The 20,146-nt window shown below is 28.0% G+C and carries 20 protein-coding genes and 1 pseudogene; 12 read left to right on the top strand and 9 right to left on the bottom strand.

The genetic code is table 11. The features are described from left to right. The first annotated feature begins 212 nt into the window (after window positions 1-212). Window positions 213-695: a hypothetical protein gene (locus tag K5V21_RS14690; protein WP_221861921.1), complete on the top strand. Its 483-nt coding sequence runs from the start codon at window positions 213-215 to the stop codon at window positions 693-695. Window positions 696-729: 34 nt separating this feature from the next. Here the strand turns inward: K5V21_RS14690 and K5V21_RS14695 are convergent, their stop codons facing one another. Beyond that, a complete protein-coding gene (locus tag K5V21_RS14695) occupies window positions 730-1,071 on the bottom strand; it encodes a hypothetical protein (RefSeq protein ID WP_221861922.1) in 342 nt (113 codons plus the stop codon). A 179-nt stretch (window positions 1,072-1,250) separates the two neighbouring features. Here K5V21_RS14695 and K5V21_RS14700 point away from each other — a divergent pair, with 179 nt between their 5' ends. Beyond that, window positions 1,251-1,736 (top strand): DUF986 family protein, encoded by a 486-nt coding sequence (locus K5V21_RS14700; RefSeq protein ID WP_221861923.1) that lies wholly within the window; start codon window positions 1,251-1,253, stop codon window positions 1,734-1,736. Window positions 1,737-1,872: 136 nt separating this feature from the next. After that, complete coding sequence (locus tag K5V21_RS14705; RefSeq protein ID WP_221861924.1) at window positions 1,873-2,370, top strand: hypothetical protein; 498 nt, start codon at window positions 1,873-1,875, stop codon at window positions 2,368-2,370. An 82-nt stretch (window positions 2,371-2,452) separates the two neighbouring features. Here the strand turns inward: K5V21_RS14705 and K5V21_RS14710 are convergent, their stop codons facing one another. Beyond that, on the bottom strand, window positions 2,453-4,111 hold the full coding sequence (locus K5V21_RS14710; RefSeq protein ID WP_221861925.1) for a nucleoside kinase: 1,659 nt from the start codon (window positions 4,109-4,111) through the stop codon (window positions 2,453-2,455). 153 nt (window positions 4,112-4,264) lie between these two features. Here K5V21_RS14710 and K5V21_RS14715 point away from each other — a divergent pair. The 3 genes and pseudogenes from K5V21_RS14715 to K5V21_RS14720 all read left to right on the top strand — a co-directional run. Beyond that, window positions 4,265-4,699, top strand: a pseudogene (locus K5V21_RS14715) (DUF421 domain-containing protein); the annotation flags it as partial. A 306-nt stretch (window positions 4,700-5,005) separates the two neighbouring features. After that, window positions 5,006-5,209: a YetF domain-containing protein gene (locus K5V21_RS19690; protein WP_330657425.1), complete on the top strand. Its 204-nt coding sequence runs from the start codon at window positions 5,006-5,008 to the stop codon at window positions 5,207-5,209. Then, the gene (locus tag K5V21_RS14720; RefSeq protein WP_221861926.1) at window positions 5,206-5,586 is read left to right on the top strand and encodes a DUF4363 family protein; all 381 of its coding nucleotides are present in this window, start codon (window positions 5,206-5,208) and stop codon (window positions 5,584-5,586) included. The genes K5V21_RS19690 and K5V21_RS14720 overlap by 4 nt, the downstream gene beginning before the upstream one ends. 35 nt (window positions 5,587-5,621) lie before the next feature. Here K5V21_RS14720 and K5V21_RS14725 read toward each other — a convergent pair whose 3' ends face one another. Further along, on the bottom strand, window positions 5,622-5,957 hold the full coding sequence (locus tag K5V21_RS14725) for a DUF1540 domain-containing protein (RefSeq protein ID WP_221861927.1): 336 nt from the start codon (window positions 5,955-5,957) through the stop codon (window positions 5,622-5,624). Between the two features lie 238 nt (window positions 5,958-6,195). Here K5V21_RS14725 and K5V21_RS14730 point away from each other — a divergent pair, with 238 nt between their 5' ends. Continuing rightward, window positions 6,196-7,416 carry an argininosuccinate synthase gene (locus tag K5V21_RS14730; protein ID WP_221861928.1) on the top strand — a complete coding sequence of 407 codons (1,221 nt, stop codon included), beginning with the start codon at window positions 6,196-6,198 and terminating at the stop codon, window positions 7,414-7,416. Between the two features lie 13 nt (window positions 7,417-7,429). Further along, window positions 7,430-8,818 (top strand): argininosuccinate lyase, encoded by a 1,389-nt coding sequence (argH, locus tag K5V21_RS14735; protein ID WP_221861929.1) that lies wholly within the window; start codon window positions 7,430-7,432, stop codon window positions 8,816-8,818. A 199-nt stretch (window positions 8,819-9,017) separates the two neighbouring features. Here argH and K5V21_RS14740 read toward each other — a convergent pair whose 3' ends face one another. The 3 genes from K5V21_RS14740 to K5V21_RS14750 all read right to left on the bottom strand — a co-directional run bounded on the left by K5V21_RS14740 (window position 9,018) and on the right by K5V21_RS14750 (window position 12,500). Beyond that, the gene (locus K5V21_RS14740; RefSeq protein ID WP_221861930.1) at window positions 9,018-10,055 is read right to left on the bottom strand and encodes a nucleoid-associated protein; all 1,038 of its coding nucleotides are present in this window, start codon (window positions 10,053-10,055) and stop codon (window positions 9,018-9,020) included. Between the two features lie 185 nt (window positions 10,056-10,240). Beyond that, window positions 10,241-10,732: a GNAT family N-acetyltransferase gene (locus K5V21_RS14745; protein ID WP_245000739.1), complete on the bottom strand. Its 492-nt coding sequence runs from the start codon at window positions 10,730-10,732 to the stop codon at window positions 10,241-10,243. A 163-nt stretch (window positions 10,733-10,895) separates the two neighbouring features. Beyond that, window positions 10,896-12,500: a Na/Pi cotransporter family protein gene (locus K5V21_RS14750; protein WP_204594792.1), complete on the bottom strand. Its 1,605-nt coding sequence runs from the start codon at window positions 12,498-12,500 to the stop codon at window positions 10,896-10,898. Window positions 12,501-12,712: 212 nt separating this feature from the next. Between K5V21_RS14750 and K5V21_RS14755 the strand changes: the two genes are divergently transcribed. Next, the gene (locus tag K5V21_RS14755; RefSeq protein WP_221861931.1) at window positions 12,713-13,255 is read left to right on the top strand and encodes a class IV adenylate cyclase; all 543 of its coding nucleotides are present in this window, start codon (window positions 12,713-12,715) and stop codon (window positions 13,253-13,255) included. Between the two features lie 55 nt (window positions 13,256-13,310). Here the strand turns inward: K5V21_RS14755 and K5V21_RS14760 are convergent, their stop codons facing one another. Continuing rightward, complete coding sequence (locus K5V21_RS14760) at window positions 13,311-14,252, bottom strand: ABC transporter substrate-binding protein (protein WP_221861932.1); 942 nt, start codon at window positions 14,250-14,252, stop codon at window positions 13,311-13,313. 136 nt (window positions 14,253-14,388) lie between these two features. On the opposite strand from K5V21_RS14760, the gene K5V21_RS14765 reads away from it, so the two are divergent. The 3 genes from K5V21_RS14765 to K5V21_RS14775 are packed head-to-tail and all read left to right on the top strand — an operon-like array spanning window position 14,389 to window position 17,191. Beyond that, entirely contained in the window at window positions 14,389-15,393 is a 1,005-nt protein-coding gene (locus K5V21_RS14765; RefSeq protein WP_221861933.1) for a FecCD family ABC transporter permease, read from the top strand. Further along, complete coding sequence (locus K5V21_RS14770; RefSeq protein WP_221861934.1) at window positions 15,393-16,418, top strand: FecCD family ABC transporter permease; 1,026 nt, start codon at window positions 15,393-15,395, stop codon at window positions 16,416-16,418. Before K5V21_RS14765 ends, K5V21_RS14770 begins: the two co-directional genes overlap by 1 nt. A 2-nt stretch (window positions 16,419-16,420) precedes the next feature. Continuing rightward, window positions 16,421-17,191 carry an ABC transporter ATP-binding protein gene (locus K5V21_RS14775; RefSeq protein ID WP_221861935.1) on the top strand — a complete coding sequence of 257 codons (771 nt, stop codon included), beginning with the start codon at window positions 16,421-16,423 and terminating at the stop codon, window positions 17,189-17,191. A gap of 90 nt (window positions 17,192-17,281) precedes the next feature. Here the strand turns inward: K5V21_RS14775 and K5V21_RS14780 are convergent, their stop codons facing one another. Both K5V21_RS14780 and K5V21_RS14785 read right to left on the bottom strand, forming a co-directional pair. Beyond that, a complete protein-coding gene (locus K5V21_RS14780) occupies window positions 17,282-18,016 on the bottom strand; it encodes an FAD-binding oxidoreductase (protein ID WP_221861936.1) in 735 nt (244 codons plus the stop codon). Between the two features lie 604 nt (window positions 18,017-18,620). Beyond that, window positions 18,621-19,904: a PTS sugar transporter subunit IIC gene (locus tag K5V21_RS14785; RefSeq protein WP_221861937.1), complete on the bottom strand. Its 1,284-nt coding sequence runs from the start codon at window positions 19,902-19,904 to the stop codon at window positions 18,621-18,623. Window positions 19,905-20,146: the final 242 nt, after the last annotated feature.

A 20,146-nucleotide genomic window follows, 5' to 3' on the forward strand; every position in this document is an offset into this window, starting at 1 on the left:
AGCTTTTATCAATATAAAGAATCACTTTAGAGTATAATATTAATGAATTTAACTATTATTTAATAATTCTCATTTATAAATATCTAAAATAATTAATTTAAGTTAAATTTAGACATGCTTTCAATTTTAATTTAAATCTTATTAATTTATTGTTCACACAATGATGTTATATTTAACTTACTATTAATGTTAATTTAAAAGGAGGAAAACCTATGAATTTATTCTTAATTATAGAATTAGTATTTATTCTTGTATACTCCTTCGCTATGCTTAAAAACTACTTTAAAAGAGTAGCTTTAAAGAAAGAAGGACCCTTTGTAATAATAAAAAATTATAATCTATCATCTACAATAACATTAATAATTTTACTTATTATAGCTTGTGTTTACTTAATCTTTGTAGATCAAGACTCAATTCCTGAAAAAATATTATCTAGTATAATAATTTTAATTTTGATACTAAATACTATTATTAATACTGAAATATTGCTTACACATAGCTCACTTTATTACATGTACTATAATGTGAACTATAAAGAAATAAACTCTGTTATATTTAAAAAGAAATCTGAAAATAGGTATTTATTAAAATTAAAATTCGAAAAGACAACTTTTAATTTTTCAATTAATAAATTGTCTGCTGATGACTTCTATGAAATATTGAAAAGTAGAAAAATAAAAGTTATAAGAGAATAATAAAAATACCTCGCATTAATTATGCGAGGTATTTTTATTTAAACTTTATTCCTGTATCTACTGTCTTTGGCTCAAAAAGACTCTTATAAAAGTTATCAAATCCATCGTCCTTAATTTCTATATTTGACTCATCATTTACATAGAATTTATTCATAGTTGATGTTATTAAATCAAATTTTTTAATGTTACCTTCTTCTAGAAGGACATTATACAGGTATGCTAAATGATTTTGAAGATATTCTTGCATATCTTTAACCTCTTCATCGGTTAATTTCCCATCTTCATACAGCTTCTTAACTGGACCATTTCTAAATATGAAATATGCTGATGCCTTTGTTATATCTTTTAAATAATCTTTAATTTCCTTGTTTTTCACAGTAACACCTCATTTATTTGTCTAGATTACATAATAATTTAACTACATTTATCATAAATGTACAAGTTTTTTGGATATTTAGAAGTTATTTCTTTTATTAATATTTAACACTTTATTCACACCATTATCTTTTTTTAGCTATAAAATTTAAAGTATATAAATTTTTAAGGAGGACTCTTATGAAATTTTTTTCTATAGCACTTAATATAGTTATTGTTTTAACTCTAGTATTTTTAGTTGGTAAAGCAATTTATATTGAACACATATCTAGCAAAACATCTACAAAAACAAGATTTATTATCTTTTCAGGTGTAGCTTTAATAAACATAGGTTTAATTATTATCCCTCTTGCATACATAGCAGCAAACGGTATTAATCTATTTTCATTTAAATACATATTTATACTTTTTATATTAATATTATTTGTATTCCAAACTTTCCAAGCCTCAAGGTTAGTTTTATTTAATCATGGCTTACTTTGTATGGGGCAATATATTGACTATAAAAAGATAACTAAATTAAGTATTGGTAAAAAGCGTCATTCATCAATTGTTCTAATTGGAACTGGTAATGATTCTCTAACTTTTAGAATTGGTAATAAAAAGATGGATGCTTTAGCTAAGCTTTTAAGAGAAAATCGTGTTAAAGTAAAAATATATGAATAAAATTTTTAATAAAGATATCTTCTTAGATATCTTTATTTTTTACTTCATATTTTGTTTAATTGTTTACATACTCTCAACATTTTGACTTTAAAAATTTGTTATTATGTAATTATCCTAATAAGAAGGAGGAATTTTAATGAATTATACGATACTAATAGAAATCCTATTATGTATAGCTGTAGCTTTCTTTATGGCAAGAAGTTTTACTATTGAAAGAAATCATAAAAAAAAGGGACCATTTATAACAATTAGAGTATTTTCTTATATTGCAATATTTAATGTGCTAATTGTAATATTTATAATAATAACCTCATTTACATCCCTTATAAAAGGTGGTGTAACATCTCTCTTTGATCCTGTGAATTTACTTATATTACTACTTGTATTATTTGTTATTTATCAAGTAGTTCTTTCTTTAAAAGTTACATTCTGCCAAGATGGTATATGCTATTTAGGCGAATTTTTTAGTTATACTAAGATTAAAAGCGTTCAAACTGCAAAGAATAAAAATAAATTCAGTATAGTTATTTATACGAATAGAAAAACACTTACTTTTAAGGTGAGTAAAAACAATAAAATTCTTATTGAAGAAACTTTTAATAAATATAAAATTAAAGTTTCAAACGTAGCATAGTTTATACCCATTCTATAACTAAATAAAATAAAAAAAAACTCCTTAGATTTTCATTCTAAGGAGCTTTTTTATTTAATAATTTCTAATATTTATAGAAGCAACTTCCACCAATAAATTCACGTAATATTGAGTTTTCTGGTACCTTATCCATAGGAATTTCTTTAAAGAAATTAAGTAATGATATAAGCCTTTGCGCTTCATTGAATACTGAACTTTCTTTACTAATTTTCTTTAATTCATTTAATGCATATGGTTTTAAAACACATAATTCATATACTAAAGTTGAATTGAACATATCATTTGCTTCTTCTTGGTATACAAATATATTCTTCTTTTCTCCTCTTTTAATTGAAGGCCACATCTTTAATGTTTCCTCTCCACCATATCCCCTTGATAAGAAATCTCTAACTATTCTCCTTATCTTTCTAACATCTGTTGTTGGTATTCTATTATGATTATCAAGATTTAATTGAGTTAAAGCTGATATATAAATTTTGTGCTTATATTCATCTGATATTGATTTAGTAAGTATTGGATTTAAAGCATGAATACCTTCTAATATCAGTACTCCATTTTGAGGAAGTTTAACTTTATGTCCAAGCCATTCTCTCTTCCCTTTCATGAAATTATAAGTTGGTATTTCAACTTCTTCACCATCTAATAATCTTTCTAGCTGTTCATTTAAAGTCTTTAAGTCCAGTGAATATATTGATTCAAAATCATACTCACCATTTTCATCTCTAGGACTGAGTTCTCTATCTATAAAATAATCATCTAAACTAAGAGGTACTGGTACAAACCCATTTACTCTTAGTTGAATACTTAATCTATTTGCAAAGGTAGTTTTACCTGATGAAGATGGTCCTGCAATCAATACCATCTTAACCCCATTTTTTTCTGATATTTTATCTGCAATATATGCAATTTTTTTTTCATGAAGAGCTTCCGATACAAGTATTAAATCTTTAAGATCATTATTTACAATCTTATTATTTAAACTACCAACATCTCCAACACCTATTATATTAAGCCATCTTTCTGTTTCATAAAAAATGTTTGATAATCTTTTTTGTTCTTTATATGGTGGAAGGTTATTTAAATCTTCTGGCATCGGACTTCTAAGTATAAATCCTGGCTCATAAAAAATTAAATCAAAAGCTTTTATAACTCCTGTTGAATATGCCATTTTCCCATAGAAGTAGTCATATCTTCCTTCTAATTCATAAAGCTTTACAGTATCAAAATCCATATACTCTAAAAGCATTACTTTATCTTCCATTCCATAGTCTTTAAATATACTTATAGCCTTATTCCTTGAAACCTCTATTTTTTTTATAGGTTCATCTTTTCTTATAATTTCTTTCATTCTTTCTTTTATTTTTATAACATCATCTTCATTTAAAACTTTTTCTTTATGGATTTCTCCAAAAAGTCCCTTACTTATTGAATGTTCTATAGTTATCTTTGAATCTTTAAATATATCAAGAGCTGCCTTAATAAAAATAAATTGAAGTGTCCTTGTATATATATTCATCCCCTCTTCAGTATTAAATAGAATCTTTTCTAAAAGTCCACTTTCCTTTATTTCTTGGGAAAGCTCATAATATTCATTATTTAATTTGCAAAGTGCAATATTCTTTACATCTTCTCCATAGTATTTATCCATTAATTCCTTGAATTTAGTTCCTTTTGCTACACTTTCCTGTCTTCCATCTTCAAGAGTTATATTAAAGTTAGTCATTTTATTGCCTCCTCTAAATTCTTATATATCTATATTAATACCATTATATTACTTTCTATTCCTCCTGGAAACTTTTAAGATAGAAACTTTTTATCAATTTATTCTGAATATTAAATAACAAATCTACAAATATTATTTTAAGAGGTGTTATTTATGTTTATTGTTTTTATAAGAACTGCAATTTTATATGCTCTTGTTGTCTTAGTAATGAGACTTATGGGAAAACGTCAAATTGGAGAGCTTCAACCCTATGAATTTGTAATAACTATTATGATTTCAGATTTAGCTTCACTTCCAATGCAAGATACTAGATTACCATTACTTTTAGGGGTAGTTCCTATACTTACCTTACTTTTACTTAAAATTTTTCTATCACAGCTTCAACTAAAAAGCCAATTTACTAGAAAAATTATAGAGGGTGAGCCATCTATATTAATTTATAAAAGTAGAATAAATTATAAAGCTTTAAAGGGTCAACAAATAAATATAGATGAACTAATGGAAGAAATTAGGCTCCTAGGATATTTTGATTTAGAAGAAATACAATATGCAATACTTGAAACAAATGGTCATATTTCTGTATTACCTAATTCATCCTCTGGATCTTCTGGTGGTGGTTCTTCAACATCATCAGGTAATTCAAACTCCAGTGGTAGCTCTCCTAATAGTAGTACTAGTCAAAGTGGCTCTCAATCAAGTAATCCAAAGCTTGGAGCTAGTTCTAATAATTCAAATAATAATAGCTCTAGTAGCAATAGCTCTAATAAAAAGAAAAAATCTAAATCAAAAAATAATTCAAATACTAATTCAAGTAATAGCTCAAATAGTAATTCTGGTAATAGTTCAAATAATAATTCAAGTGGAAATACTAGCACTAATTCTAATCAGCCACTTTTGCTTCCAAGAATATTAATTTCTGATGGAAAAATAAATAAAAATTCTTTAACTAGAATAGGTGAAGATAAAGCGTGGATTGAAAATAAATTAAAAGAATATGGAATAGACAGTATAAAAAAAGTACTAATTGCTTTGTATGATACCCAAGGTAACTTTAAATACCAACTTTTTGATAAATATGAGAAGGAGAGCAAAAAATGAAAAATGTAATAATTTCTCTTATTTTATTTTTGGCAGTAATGGGATTCATGCTATTTGCTAATTCGAAACTAATACAACTCTGCAATGATATATCAACAGAAAGCTCTCAAATTGAAGAACTTTTAAACGCTAAAAAATGGGATGAATCTTATGCTGCAAGTGTTAAACTTCTTAATAAATTAGAAGAAGATGGAACAGTATCTTCTGTATACATAAATCATACAGAAGTAGATGCTCTTATAGATAATACAGTTAAATTAACTGTACTTGTAAAATGTAAAGATGAAAGCGAATCACTTTCTACGCTCCATGTAATTAAATACAATGCAGAAAGAATTAAAGAACTTCAGTACCCATCACTAAAAAATATTTTTTAAAAAAGGTTCTATCTATATAGATAGAACCTTTTAAATTATATTCTTTGTCTCTCAGTAAATGATAGACATTGTGCATGACCATCATTACTTAAACTTTCTACTGCTATATCAACATAGCTTGATACACATCTTTGCTCTTCATTGTGTATACAATTTATAACATCACACCCTATTGCCATATTAGGATTTGGTTGCCCAGCACTTCCACATCCTATCCCACTTTGCATTGATAGCTCCTTTTCATCAAAATTATCACATACTGTTTCATCTGATGACCTTGATTCTCCACCACCAACATGTATTGAATGGTTACAACACTTGTTATCTTGGTTATGTACACATTCTATAACTCCACATCTTAATGTAGCCATTAAAATCACTCCTCTTTTATTTTAAATTTATAGCCTTTATTAGTATTTGTATTTTTTAAAATTTAATTCTGATTTCCGCTCTATCTCGTATGCATAAAATTCAGTGTTTTATGCATATTTTCTGTTTATTTATTTATATTTTAAATTTTTATACAAAAATAGTTGCATAATTATACTTTTGCGAATATAATATTTATTAAATTACAACTTAAGGTAATACAAAAAGGGGGCACTTATTATGAAAAAATATAACAAGGTGGTTTTAGCATATTCAGGAGGACTTGATACTTCTATTATTATTCCATGGCTTAAAGAAACTTATGGATGCACAGAAGTTATCGCAGTTGTGGGAAATGTTGGCCAAAAAGATGAGCTTTGTGGCTTAGAAGAAAAAGCTATAAATACTGGGGCTTCAAAAATTTATATTGAAGATTTAAGAAAAGAGTTTGTAAATGACTATATCTTCCCTACTATTCAAGCTGGGGCAATTTATGAAGGGAAATACTTACTTGGGACGTCATTTGCAAGACCTATAATTGGAAAAAGAATAGTTGAAATAGCAAAAAAAGAAGGGGCTGATGCTATTTGTCATGGTTGTACTGGTAAAGGGAATGATCAAGTTAGATTTGAACTTGCAATAAAAGCTTTTGCACCTGATATGCCAGTTATCGCACCTTGGAGAATATGGGATATAAAATCTCGTGAAGAAGAAATTAAATATGCACTTGATAAAGAAATTCCAATAAATATAACCTATGAAACTAATTACAGTAAAGATAAAAACATTTGGCATCTAAGTCACGAGGGTTTAGACCTTGAAGATCCATCAAATGAACCGGACTACAAAAAAATACTTGAACTTTCAAAAACATTAGAAGATGCACCTGATAAGGCAACTTATATAACTCTAAGCTTTGAAAAAGGTATACCAATTGCACTTGATGGTCAACATTTAAATGGAGTTGAAATAATTGAAGCTTTGAATAAAGTTGGTGGAGAAAATGCAATTGGAATAATTGATATGGTTGAAAATCGTTTAGTTGGTATGAAATCAAGAGGTGTATATGAAACACCTGGTGGAACAATCTTAAACTATTCTCATAAAGAACTTGAATCTATTTGTTTAGATAAAGAAACTTCACATTATAAAGAAATGATTGCATTAAAGTTTGCTGATATAGTTTATAATGGGCAATGGTATACACCTCTTAGAGAATCACTTTCAGCTTTTGTTTTAAAAACTCAAGAAAATGTAACTGGCGATGTAAAACTTAAATTATACAAGGGAAATATAGTTAATGCTGGTCTTTCATCACCTTACTCTCTTTATAGTGAAGAGTTTGCAACTTTTGAAGAAGATGATGTTTATAACCAAAATGATTCAGAAGGATTTATAAATCTTTTTGGATTACCTATAACTGTTAAAGCTAAACTTGATCAAAATTTAAAGAATAACTAAGGAGATGATTTAAATGAAACTTTGGGGCGGAAGATTTAAAGAAGGAACAAATACACTAGTAAATGATTTTAATTCATCCATAAGAATAGATGAAAGAATGTATAAAGAAGATATCTTAGGAAGTATAGCACATGTGAAAATGCTAAAAAAGCAAGGTATAATTCCTGAGGATTCTTGTAATAAAATTGAGGCTGGATTAAATGACCTTTTAAAAAGACTAGAAAATGATGTTATAGATATAGATGAAACTTCTGAAGATATCCATAGTTTCATTGAAGGCTTACTAACTTACTATATTGGACCTTGTGGTAAGATGCTTCATACTGGAAGAAGTAGAAATGATCAAGTAACTCTTGATTTAAAACTTTATTTAAAGGGGTATGTTCCCCTTCTTATAAAAGATATTATTGAACTTTTAAAAGTAATTTACAATAAAGCATCAGAAAATATAGATACTATAATGCCTGGATACACTCATATGCAAAAAGCTCAGCCAATTACTTTCTCCCATCACATTTTGGCTTATGGAGAGATGTTTAAGCGTGATGTATCTAGAATAAATGATTATCTAGTAAGATTAGATGAAATGCCTTTAGGAAGTGGAGCTTTAGCTACCTCCACTTATCCTATTGATAGAGAGTTTGTTGCTAAAGAACTTGGATTTTCAAAAATAACATTAAATAGTCTAGACTCTGTATCAGATAGAGATTATGTTATAGAATTGCTTTCTACTCTATCAATTATAATGATGCATCTTTCTAGATTCTCAGAGGAAGTTATTCTTTGGTGTACAAATGAATTTAACTTTGTAGAACTATCTGATGAGTATAGTACAGGTAGTAGTATAATGCCTCAAAAGAAAAATCCTGATGTTGCAGAACTTGTTCGTGGAAAAACCGGAAGAGTTTATGGGGATTTAGTTACTCTACTTGCATTAATGAAAGGCCTTCCTCTAGCATACAATAAAGATATGCAAGAAGATAAGGAAGCTTTATTTGATGCATTAGATACAGTAAAACTTTCACTTAAGACATTTACAGGAATGATAGATACTATGAAAATAAATAAAGAAGTTATGAAAGAAGGTGCTTCTAAAGGCTTTACTAACGCAACTGATCTTGCAGATTATCTTGTAAAGAAGGGTATGCCATTTAGAGAAGCTCATGGAATAGTTGGCGAAACTGTTCTTTATTGTATTAAAGAACATAAAGGTATATCAGACTTAACTCTTTCTGAGCTAAAAAACTTCTCTCCTATCTTTGAAACAGATGTATATGAAACAATTGATCTTTTAACTTGTGTTAGCGGAAGAAAGGTTCTTGGTGGACCTGCAAAAGAATCTATAGAGCTTCAACTTAAATACCTTGGAAGCTTTATTAAAGAAAATGAGCTTAACTATTAGTGTGTGTCTCTTTGATTATTAATCTTTAATACCCATACTAATCTAAGTGCTTACAAATATAAATCATATAAATCAATCTAGAGGTGCTTATATTTTCTCTAAATAAATATATAAAAAATAGGTATTTAATCAATGTGATAATTATAATATTACTTACTTTTGATTAAATACCTTTTTATTTCAATGTTTTTATTATTTATTATTTTTCTATATAGTTTTTAACATGCTTAATTACCATGTTTATACTTCCATCACCATTTCTAACTATTTCAAATTTACTTGAATCATTATAAACTTCTTCATCTATGTAAAGATCTATTTCCTTATCTATCTTAAGTCTAACTCTCTTAAGCTTCTTTTCTACCCATGTCTTATCAACTTCTACTTCCTCAACACTTTGCTCTTTGACAAAGTTTGAAAAGTTATTCTTTATATTCCCTTCATGTTTAAATAACTCTTCTGAAAGCTCATCCACATTTATTATTTCTTCTTCTTTAAGTTTTGCTTTTACAGTTGAACGAATCTTTTCTGCTTGGTCTGCATCCTCAGCAAAATTTTCTCTAGTCCATGCCTCTGTTGCTTTTAAGAAATTCTTTGTCATATCTCTCTCATTAGTTACTATAGTACATCCTAAGAAATTATTTATAAAATAATTAGCCCCATACTCATCTTCATTTTTGCTCTTCTTTTGCTTATCTAAAACCATAAGATTATATCTATCTTCTTCTCTTAGAGGTTTAATAAAAGCAGCTTTTTGAATCTTTTGTCCACTACCTGGAAGTCCTGCAGCTTGTGGAACGATTCCTATACCTATTTTATCATCTACAAAGTTAACTTGATGAGTAAAATTCTTTATGTAATCCATCTTTAAAATAGCGATCATTGGTCCTTGATCTGTTACTATTGATGCCACTATAAGATCACAAGAAGGTATATTAACATTACCATTCATTATAGCAAACATTTGTCTTGCAAGTTCCTTTGAAAGTCCTATTAAATCACTATCTATACCATTTAAGTAATCTTGAGTTACTTCTTTTACTATACTTCTTCCTTCATTAAACTTCGCATATTTAAGTTCCTCATCCTTAAAACATTTCTCTATATGTTTAAATACAAATTTATATATATCTTCATTTAAATCTAATGAGTATTCATTAAGTACTGGCTCTCCCCCATTGCTATCTAATATATGTATTACAGCTTCATTTATATTAATATCACTTATGTATTCCATCCTACAACTACCTCCACCAAATTATCAACATTTTATATTGTAACATAAAAAATATAGTTTTTATAAAAAGATTATTGATCAAAAATAAGAAAAAGTAGTAATAACTCCAAGTCTATTACTACTTTAAATTAATAATCCTTAATTGTATTCTAGTTTAACACCTAATTATATTTTAATAACTAAGTTTAACTATTGAAATACTTCATTATATAAAATTCACCATAACCTATGTAAGTTTTATTATTAATCATCTCTATAACCTCAAAGCCTTGAGACTTATAACAATTAATAGCCCTATCATTCCAGGTTCTAACTTCTAATTTAATATCTTTTCCTTTAAATCTTTTTTTACTTTCTTCTATTGCCATCTTAGTAATTATCTTTCCAATACCTTTACCACACATCCTTGGGTTTAAACCTATCCCAAAGAAAACTTCATCACCTTCATCTAATAGATTAGTAAACCCTACTAATTGCTCATCTTCATCTAAATAACCTCTAAAACTATTTCTTTTTATATCATCACACAAGGAACATCCACTTTTAACTAACTCATCCCATGTTGATAAATTATAAATTTCATATATCCCTTCATATTTCCAATTTACTATTTCTTTTGCTTGCTCTTTGGTTAATACATTACTTATTAGCTTCAAAATTATCATACCTTCTTTCATGAGAAAGCTCTCTATTAAATATTTTAATAATATTATATGCTTAATTTCCTTGGAATAGTTTAATTAACATACCCATTAAATTCATTAAATAAAAAATACACCTCCAAATGTTAGTTATTTTCATCTAACATTCGTGGTGTATTTTAATCTTATCTCTTTTTTATTACTGAGAAATAGCTCCTGCTATATTTACTGCATGGTCTCCGATTCTTTCTAGATTGCTTATAACATCTAAGAATATTACACTTGCATAAGCGGTTGTCTTTCCATTATTAAGTCTCTTTATATGACTACTTCTTAATTCTTTTTCCATAGCATCAATACCATCTTCTAAATTACTAAGAGAATTTACATTCTTAAAGTCTTTTTCTTCATAAGTATTTATAGCCATTTCCATTGATTCTAGAGTATTATTATACATAACTTGAAGATCATGTATATCTTCACTATCATATTTCACTTTTTCATATATCTTTTCTCTTGCAAGATCTGATATATTCTTAGCATGATCTCCTATTCTCTCTATATCATTTATTACATTAAAGGCTGATGTAACATCATTTGTTATATCATCTGATAATTCTAATTGAGATAACTTAACTAAATAATCTGCAATTTCTCTCTCTAATGTATTTATAAGTGTCTCATTTTTTATAACTTGTTCTGCTAACTCTTCATTACCTTCACTAAAACATCTCATAGCAAGCTCAAAGTTTTCTTTAGCTTTATTTGCCATTCTAATTGTTTCTTTTTGAACTTGTATTGTAGCTATAACAGGATTTTCAAGTAGATTATCATCTAAGTATAATGCACCATTCTTTTCAACTTTAATATCACCTGGAAGTATCTTATTTGCTATAAATACCAATACATTTGCAAATGGTAATAAAATTAAAGTTACTATAACATTAAATATTGTATGTGCATTTGCAATTTGTCTAACTACTTCATTTGGACTTATTACTTGAACTGCCTCTATAAGCCATCCTATAAATGGCATAAATATAATTGTTCCTATAATATTAAATAATAAATGTATTATTGCTGCTTTTTTTGCTGTTCTATTAGCATTAACTGCTGCAAGTAATGCTGTTACACAAGTTCCTATATTACATCCTAAAATTATTGGAATTGCAACATAAAGATTTATTTTACCAGTTGTTGCAAGAGCAATTAATATCCCAGTTGTTGCTGATGAACTTTGTACTATAGCTGTCATAACTAATCCTGTTAAAAGTCCTAAGAACATATTGTTTCCAACTAAAAATACAAATTCTTTAAACATTTCTGATTCAGCAATTGGCTTCATAGCATCTGACATTAATCCCATTCCTAAGAATAATAAACCAAATCCTAATAAAATATTTGCAATATCTCTCTTTTTTTTGCTCTTAGCTATAAGAGAAATAAATACTCCTATTCCAATTACAAAAGGTGCTATTCCTTCTAAATCAAATGATACCATTTGAGCTGTTATAGTTGTACCAACATTTGCTCCCATGATTACACCAGTTGCCTGAATTAAATTCATAATTCCTGCATTAACAAAACTAACAACCATTACTGTCGTTGCACTGGAACTTTGAATTATCGCTGTAACTAAAGCACCCACTGCAACACCTATTATTCTATTGCTAGTTACTCTTTCAACTACGCTCTTTAGCTTATCTCCAGCTGCATTTTCAAGACCGTCTCCCATTAACTTCATTCCATATAGAAATAAACCTAATCCACCTATAAGACCTGAAATTATCCCTAATATCTCCAATTCATTATTCCTCCAAACCTCTTCTTTTGTTTACAACTTAATTTTATCTATTATTCTATGTAAAGTTAATAGTAGTTCTATTTTATTAATCATTTATTTACATTAGTCTTTTTTTCTTAACTTTATAATACTTAGTTATTTGTGTTAGTTTTAATTTATATTCATTTGATGTACTATTAAAGAAAAGTATTTATTTTAGGAGGAAAAACCTTATGGGAAAAGAGTTAGAAACAAGAGTTATAAATATAAATGTAGATGATATGAGAGCAAAACTAAAAGCTCTAGATGCTAAGATGGTAAAGTCTGAAAATCAAGTAAATGATATATATGACTTTGATGATGGTAGACTTTTAAAAGCTAAAGGATATGCAAGAATTAGAACAGTTAATGATCTATTAAATTCTAAAGAAGTAATCTTTATGACAACAAAAAAAATGCTATCTCAAGGCAAGTTTAAAGAAATGGAAGAAAATGAAGTTATAGTAGATAATAAAACTATGGCTGAAGGAATATATAAAGCTCTAGGTCTTAAACTTCGTCAATCAATAAAAAAATATAGAGAAAGTTACAAGGTTTTAGATGGCTTAGTTGAAATAGATATAAATGATAAGGAATTCTGCCCTTTTCCTTATATTGAAATTGAAACTTCATCAGTTGAATCTTTAGAAAAAATATTAGACCTAATAGGATATACTATGGAAGATACAACATCTAAAACTATATATGATCTTATTGATGAATATAATAAAAAATAAATATTCTGAGTAAATATAAGGGTGTGTACATAGTACACACCCTTTATTCAAATCCTTAAATTTTTTCTTCTTTTAGCATATTATTTAAATCATCAAGCATTAAGTTAGCTGCCTTTATACCACCTGCTGTATTCCATATAGTATCATCTACCTTAAATGCCTTGTTATTCTTAACTGCATTTAATGATTTAAATAACGGATCATTCATCCATTCCTTTTCTCTTTGAAGACCTTTTCCATCACCTAATTCATAAGTAAAATAGAAAATTACATCTCCATCAGCTTCCTTTAATCTTTCCTTACCAATTTCATTAACAAATTCAGTTCCCTGTTGAGCTGCTGGTCTCTTAAACCCTATTTCTTTTAAAATAGTTCCTGCAAATGTATTTCCAAGATATATTCTAGTTTTTCCTGGCATAAATCTAACAAGAGATATTTCAGTATCTAATTTATCTTTATAATTTTCTCTTATAGCAGTAACTTTATTTTCATATTCTTGTATAGCTTTATCACCTTCTGATTGCTTATTTAAAACCTTAGCATAGAATTGGAAATTATCCTTCCATGCTCCTCTTATTGTATCTGAAAAAGCAGTTGGTGCTATTGCTTTTAATTGATCGTATATTTTCTCATCTCTCATTTTATTCCCAATTATTAAATCAGGCTTTAATGCAGCTATTGCTTCTATATTTGGTGCCTTTTCTTTTCCTACAGGTTTAACATCTTTAAGCTCATCTTTAGTGTATTCATACCACTCACCCATAACACCCGTTACGGCCCCAACTGGTTTAACCCCAAGTGAAAGAAGTGCTTCTACACCTTCATTAGTTAATACAACTACTCTTTTAGGATTCTCTGGAATCTCTACAGTACCCATCGCATCCTGTATAGATATAGTTTTACCCGTTGCTTTATCCTCTGTCTTACTTCCACATCCTACAAATAGACTTGTAGCCAATATGCTTGATAAAAGGATAGACAATACTTTTTTCGTCATATAAAATGAACCCCCTAATTAATTATTTATTTTTTGTCGAATTTTGTAGATTTATCGACACGATTATGATACCATAATCGATATGGATTATCAATATTATTTGATAATTAATTTCACTTAAAACGGAGGAAATTATATGATAAACATTCTAAAAAGCAATAGAAATAAATTTATATTACTTTTATTGTTAATAATTTTAATTTTCATATTATGTTATTTAAGTATTACTAAAGGTTTTATAAAGACATCTTTCCATACAGTTATAGAGTCTTATAAAAATTTTAATAATTCTCAAGAACATATAATAATAAGAACTTCTAGAATTCCAAGAACTCTAAATGCTCTTTTAGTAGGGGGAGCCCTTGGAGTATCTGGTCTACTAACTCAAGGATTAACAAGAAATAAATTAGCATCTCCAAGTATATTAGGTATAAATTCTGGAGCAGTATTTACTATAGTTATAGCAATGACCTACCTTCCACAAGTATCTACTTTCGGTCTGGTTTGGATAGCTTTCTTTGGAGCACTTGCAGCTGCTGCATTAGTGTATATTTTATCTGGTGGTCTTTCCGGAGATGTAAGACCTATGGATTTAACATTAGGCGGAACCGCTCTTGCTGCGTTACTATTTTCTTTAACTCAAGGTATTTTATATAAAAATGATACTGCTCTAGAAGAAGTTATATATTGGATGACAGGCTCAGTTGAAGGAAAGAAACTAGAATTAATTCTTGAATTTGCTCCAATAATCCTTATATTAATAATATTTGCGTTATTTATTGGAAAAAAACTTAATGTATTCTCATTAGGTGAAGAAATGGCAAGATCTTTAGGAATGAAAACATTATATTTAAAGATACTTATAATATCTATAGTTGCAATTTTATCTGGAGTATCTGTAGCTCTTGCAGGACCTATAGCATTTATTGGTCTAGTAACACCGCACATAGTACATAAATTTATTGGGACAGACTATAGATGGCTTATTCCATTTTCATTATTAGTAGGTTCATCAATATTATTACTTGCAGACATACTATCAAGATTCATAATTTATCCAAAGGAAGTTCCAGTTGGTTCTTTAACTGCACTTATAGGTGGACCATTCTTCATATATATTGCTAAAAGGAGGACTACTTAATGGTTAATATAAATAAAAAAACTATAAAATTAATTGGAGTTTTATTAGCTATTACACTATTAATAGCAACTATATCTTTAGCTATGGGTGAAGTAATAGTAAATCCTTTAGATATTATTAAAAGTATACTAGGCTTAGATACAGGATTTTCTTCTATCTTAATATTGAATGTAAGGTTACCAAGAGTTATTGTTGCCTTCTTTGTTGGTGCTTCACTGGCATTATCAGGAGCTATACTTCAAGGAGTAGTAAAAAATCCTCTAGCTTCCCCTAATATATTAGGAATAGTTAACGGAGGAGCTGTTGGAGCTCTAGTATTTTTAACAATTTTTACGGATCCTACAAACAACTCACTAACTACATCAATATTGTATATGCCTATATTCACTTTTGTATTTTCATTCTTAGCTTTAATACTTATTTTCTTTATTTACGGAAAATCTTCTTCAACTAATAAGCTAATAATAATAGGAATAGGGATATCTGCTATCTTTAAAGCAATTACTAATATTCTTGTAATAAATGGTCCTGTAGTATTTATGAAAGAAGCTACAACTTGGATAACAGGAAGCATATATGGAGCTAATTGGACTCATGCTATATTAATAACAGTAATATTTATTGTTTTTACTATACTGTCTGTAATTTTTATAAAAGATTTAAATCTTCATCAATTAGAAGATGAAGTTATAACAGTACTTGGCAATAATGTACATAAAAGCAGGCTAATCCTTTTAAGTATTTCAGCAGGTTTAACTGCTGGTGCAGTAACTATTGGCGGTGGTATTTCATTTGTAGGATTAATTGCACCTCATATAGCTAGAAAATTAGTAAATTCAAAATTTGAAAACCTAGTTCCACTTTCTATATTTATAGGTGGAATTATAACATTGCTAGCCGATTTTGTATCTAAATGGTTATTCTATCCACAAGACTTACCTATAGGAATATTTACAGCCGCAATCGGTGCCCCTTACTTTATATATCTTTTAGTTAAAAATAGAAAGCAAATAAAAAGGAGATAATTATGATAAAAGCAAATAACTTAAAATTATGCTATGATGAAAAAATCATATTAGATGATATTAATTTAGATATAGAGAAAGGAAAAATTACAGCTTTAATTGGTTCTAATGGTTGTGGTAAATCTACCTTAATAAAAGCTATAGCAAGGATACTTTCTCCTAAAAGTGGTACCGTCTTAATGGAAGATAAAGATCTTCTTAAAATGCAATCAAAAGAAGTATCAAAGCTATTAGCAATGCTTCCTCAAAGCAGTACTGCTCCAGATGACTTAACTATCTATGATTTAGTTAAACAAGGAAGATACCCATATCATACCCTACTATCCTTTTGGAGTAAAAAAGATGAATCTATAGTTTTAAACTCAATCGAAAAGATGGGACTTATAGATGATAAGGATAAAACTTTAGGAAATCTTTCAGGTGGACAAAGGCAAAGAGCATGGATTGCTCTTGCATTAACTCAAGATACAGAGATTATTCTTTTAGATGAACCTACAAATCATCTAGATATAAAATACCAACTAGAGATTTTAAACATATTAAAAGAATTAAATGAAAAAGAAAATAGAACTATTGTCTTAGTTATACATGATATAAATCATGCATTAAAGTATGCTCATAATATAGTTGCATTAAAAGATGGAGCTATTTTTGCGCAAGGTCCAAAAGAGGACATTATAGATGAAAATCTTATAAAAAATGTCTTTGGAGTAAACTGCAAACTTATCGATTCACCTGTAGATAATTGTAAAATGTGTGTACCTTTCATATAAAATAATTAAACTATACAATAAAAAATGACTGAGCAAAGTCTAACACTAAGTTCAGTCATAATTTCTCTTATACTATATTATATTAAAAACTTAAAGATTTGCTAAATTTTTTGATGGACCAAACATCTCATAATTTATTGCATCTTCTGAAACATCCATACCTCTTAACGTATCATATACATGCTTCATAAATCCTAGAGGCCCACAGAAGTAAAAATCACCATCTTTAGGTAGATTTTCTTCAATCCACTCTTTAGTTGCTACTCCCTCAAAATCATAATCTTTACCTTTTTTATCTGATTCTAATGGGTTTTGATAAAATATTGCAGTTTTAACATTAGTATTATCATTCTTTATGCTATTAATTTCGTCTTTAAAAGTATGTGCAGTTGAATTTAATACTGCTTGCACAAAAATTACATCCCTTTTTTGTTCTACTGCTTTATAAAGCATAGACATCATTGGTGTAACTCCTATACCTCCACTTAATAATACTAAAGGTTTATTACTTTCTTTTAATATAAAATTACCTAATGGATCTGATATTTCAACTGTATCTCCTATTTGAACATTATCATGCATATATCTTGATACTAGTCCATGCTCTTCTCTTTTAATACTTATTCTATAAAAATCTTCTCCCGGTTTCATTGATAAGCTGTATTGTCTAATTGCACTTTTATTCTCTCCATCTTTAATTGGTTTTATTGCAATGAATTGACCTGCTTCATTTTTTTTAAGTTCTTTTCCATCTTCTGATTTTATATAAAATGAAGTTACAACATCATTTTCTTTTACTTTGTTATATATCTTAACTTTATTCATAATATTTAACCATCCTTACTTTTATATTATTGATTAGACTATCTAATCTATCAATAACTCTTTTCTTTTGTTAAATTAATTATAATACTTTATCTCGCAATAATCAATAATAATTATTATTTAATAATTATTAATACTAAAACTTTACTATTATATATATTTGAACAAATTAACATTTCATAAAACATAACTAAATAACATTAATATTATCTAGATTAATTTACTATTCTCTGCTTAAGAAAATTTAATAAAGATAATCTTATTACGCTTAAACTAAATTTTAATACTATATTTATCTAATAAGCTCCCAATCAGTCTCTTCTCTAGGTTCTTTTTTCTTATTTTTATCCCCTCTAAACATCTCATCATACTTAACTACTTCTCTCTTTTTTTCTTCTTTATCTTGTTCCATAAAAGCTTCACTCTCCCTAAAATATTATTCTCTTTTAGTATTTCAATAAATTAATAATATATTTATTACACATAATTATTTATAAATTAATTTAATATATTCTCTATTTTTTAAATTTTTATAAAAAATAAAGAACTCCTTAAGTAGGGTTAAATACCTTAAGGAGTTCTCATTTATATAAAGTTTAAAATCTTATAGGCCTTCTACTTCTAATGCTTTTCTGCTTGATATAACTACAAATGGAATGTAGATTAATACTGACACAGCTAAACATATAAGTGCTACTAATCCACCAGTTAATGATCCTGTTGAAATAACAGCTCCAAGTATTGGTGGAGTTACCCAGTTTGCAACTATACTTACAGCAGGAACAAATCCTATTAAAGTTAATCCATAAGCTATACTTGCTGAAGCAAGTGGTGCTAATATAAATGGTATAAAGTATACTGGGTTAAGTACTAATGGCATACCAAATATTACTGGCTCGTTTATATTAAAGCAAGCAGGTGCAATACCTAATTTTGCAATCATCATCTCTTGTTTGCTTCTTCTACCTACTATAAATATAGCTATTAGAAGTGCTATTGTTGTACCTGATCCCCCCATATTTACATATGAATCTAAGAATTGGCTATTAACAATATTTTGTGGTATTTGTCCATTTTGTAATGCAGTTGTATTAGCTAATGTAAGTGGTAATAATACAGCATTTACAATTGGTGCTATTATATTGGAACCATGTATTCCGAAGAACCATAATAATTGTTGGAATAATATTAATATAAGCATTCCACCAAAGCTTCCAACTAAGCCTTCTAACGGTTTTTGGATTGTTAAGAATAATGATTCAAATACATTATCAATTCCAATTGCAACGAACATCATTCTTAGAGCTCCAGCTATTACTAAAACTATGATTGATGGTAATAACCCAGCAAATGATCTTGATACTGCAGGTGGTACTCCATCTGGCATCTTAATAACCAATTTAGGATTTCCAACAAGTCTTACATATATTTCAGTGGCAACAAGTGCTACTATAATTGCAATAAATAATCCAGTTGAACCTAAGTAATTGCTATTGAATCCTAAATTATCAGCAAGTTGCATAGGTGTTTTTGGATATAGTATAAAGAATGAACCTATTGATATAACTGCTGCTCCAACACCATCTTTATCATACCCTTTAGCTAAGTGATATGCTATTGTAGCAACTATCAATATTGACATTATTGTGAAAGAACCATCGTAGATAACTCCTCCAAAATCTTTCCAGTTAGCTGGTAATACTGAATTCATGAAGTTTTGATAAGCTTCCCATGGTAAATTATTAATTAATACTGCAAATGAACCAGCTATAATTAATGGCATTATTGTAACGAATCCATCACGGATAGCAACTAGGTGTCTTTGTGAACCTATTCTTGCTGCTATAGGCACAAAGTATTTTTCCATCCACTCAAAAAACTTTTTCATATGTAATTCCTCCTATCGTTTCTCGAATTACTATCTTATTTCTAATTTTTATTTTACAGTCTAAGTATTAGATTATGATAACTTTATTTTGAAATAAATTAGTAATTCTTTTGTATCTTATATTTTGTAATTTATTTACGTTTACACTATTTATATATAGCAATTTGCATGCCAAAACTTTTATTCAATTATATTTTCACAAAACGGCTACTTTTCGTGAATTTAACTACCCTTTTTCGACA

Source organism: Clostridium sardiniense (assembly GCF_019753795.1).
Lineage (GTDB): Bacteria > Bacillota > Clostridia > Clostridiales > Clostridiaceae > Clostridium > Clostridium sardiniense.

Excerpts from the sequence above, each read along its gene's own strand:
- K5V21_RS14725 (WP_221861927.1), bottom strand. The coding sequence starts at position 5,957 with ATGGCTACATTAAGATGTGGAGTTATAGAATGTGTACATAACCAAGAT.
- K5V21_RS14720 (WP_221861926.1), top strand. The coding sequence starts at position 5,206 with ATGAAAAATGTAATAATTTCTCTTATTTTATTTTTGGCAGTAATGGGA.
- K5V21_RS14770 (WP_221861934.1), top strand. The coding sequence starts at position 15,393 with ATGGTTAATATAAATAAAAAAACTATAAAATTAATTGGAGTTTTATTA.
- K5V21_RS14745 (WP_245000739.1), bottom strand. The coding sequence starts at position 10,732 with ATGAAAGAAGGTATGATAATTTTGAAGCTAATAAGTAATGTATTAACC.
- K5V21_RS14730 (WP_221861928.1), top strand. The coding sequence starts at position 6,196 with ATGAAAAAATATAACAAGGTGGTTTTAGCATATTCAGGAGGACTTGAT.
- K5V21_RS14690 (WP_221861921.1), top strand. The coding sequence starts at position 213 with ATGAATTTATTCTTAATTATAGAATTAGTATTTATTCTTGTATACTCC.
- K5V21_RS14760 (WP_221861932.1), bottom strand. The coding sequence starts at position 14,252 with ATGACGAAAAAAGTATTGTCTATCCTTTTATCAAGCATATTGGCTACA.
- K5V21_RS14765 (WP_221861933.1), top strand. The coding sequence starts at position 14,389 with ATGATAAACATTCTAAAAAGCAATAGAAATAAATTTATATTACTTTTA.
- K5V21_RS14740 (WP_221861930.1), bottom strand. The coding sequence starts at position 10,055 with ATGGAATACATAAGTGATATTAATATAAATGAAGCTGTAATACATATA.
- K5V21_RS14700 (WP_221861923.1), top strand. The coding sequence starts at position 1,251 with ATGAAATTTTTTTCTATAGCACTTAATATAGTTATTGTTTTAACTCTA.
- K5V21_RS14780 (WP_221861936.1), bottom strand. The coding sequence starts at position 18,016 with ATGAATAAAGTTAAGATATATAACAAAGTAAAAGAAAATGATGTTGTA.
- K5V21_RS14705 (WP_221861924.1), top strand. The coding sequence starts at position 1,873 with ATGAATTATACGATACTAATAGAAATCCTATTATGTATAGCTGTAGCT.
- K5V21_RS14755 (WP_221861931.1), top strand. The coding sequence starts at position 12,713 with ATGGGAAAAGAGTTAGAAACAAGAGTTATAAATATAAATGTAGATGAT.
- argH (WP_221861929.1), top strand. The coding sequence starts at position 7,430 with ATGAAACTTTGGGGCGGAAGATTTAAAGAAGGAACAAATACACTAGTA.
- K5V21_RS14775 (WP_221861935.1), top strand. The coding sequence starts at position 16,421 with ATGATAAAAGCAAATAACTTAAAATTATGCTATGATGAAAAAATCATA.
- K5V21_RS14710 (WP_221861925.1), bottom strand. The coding sequence starts at position 4,111 with ATGACTAACTTTAATATAACTCTTGAAGATGGAAGACAGGAAAGTGTA.
- K5V21_RS14785 (WP_221861937.1), bottom strand. The coding sequence starts at position 19,904 with ATGAAAAAGTTTTTTGAGTGGATGGAAAAATACTTTGTGCCTATAGCA.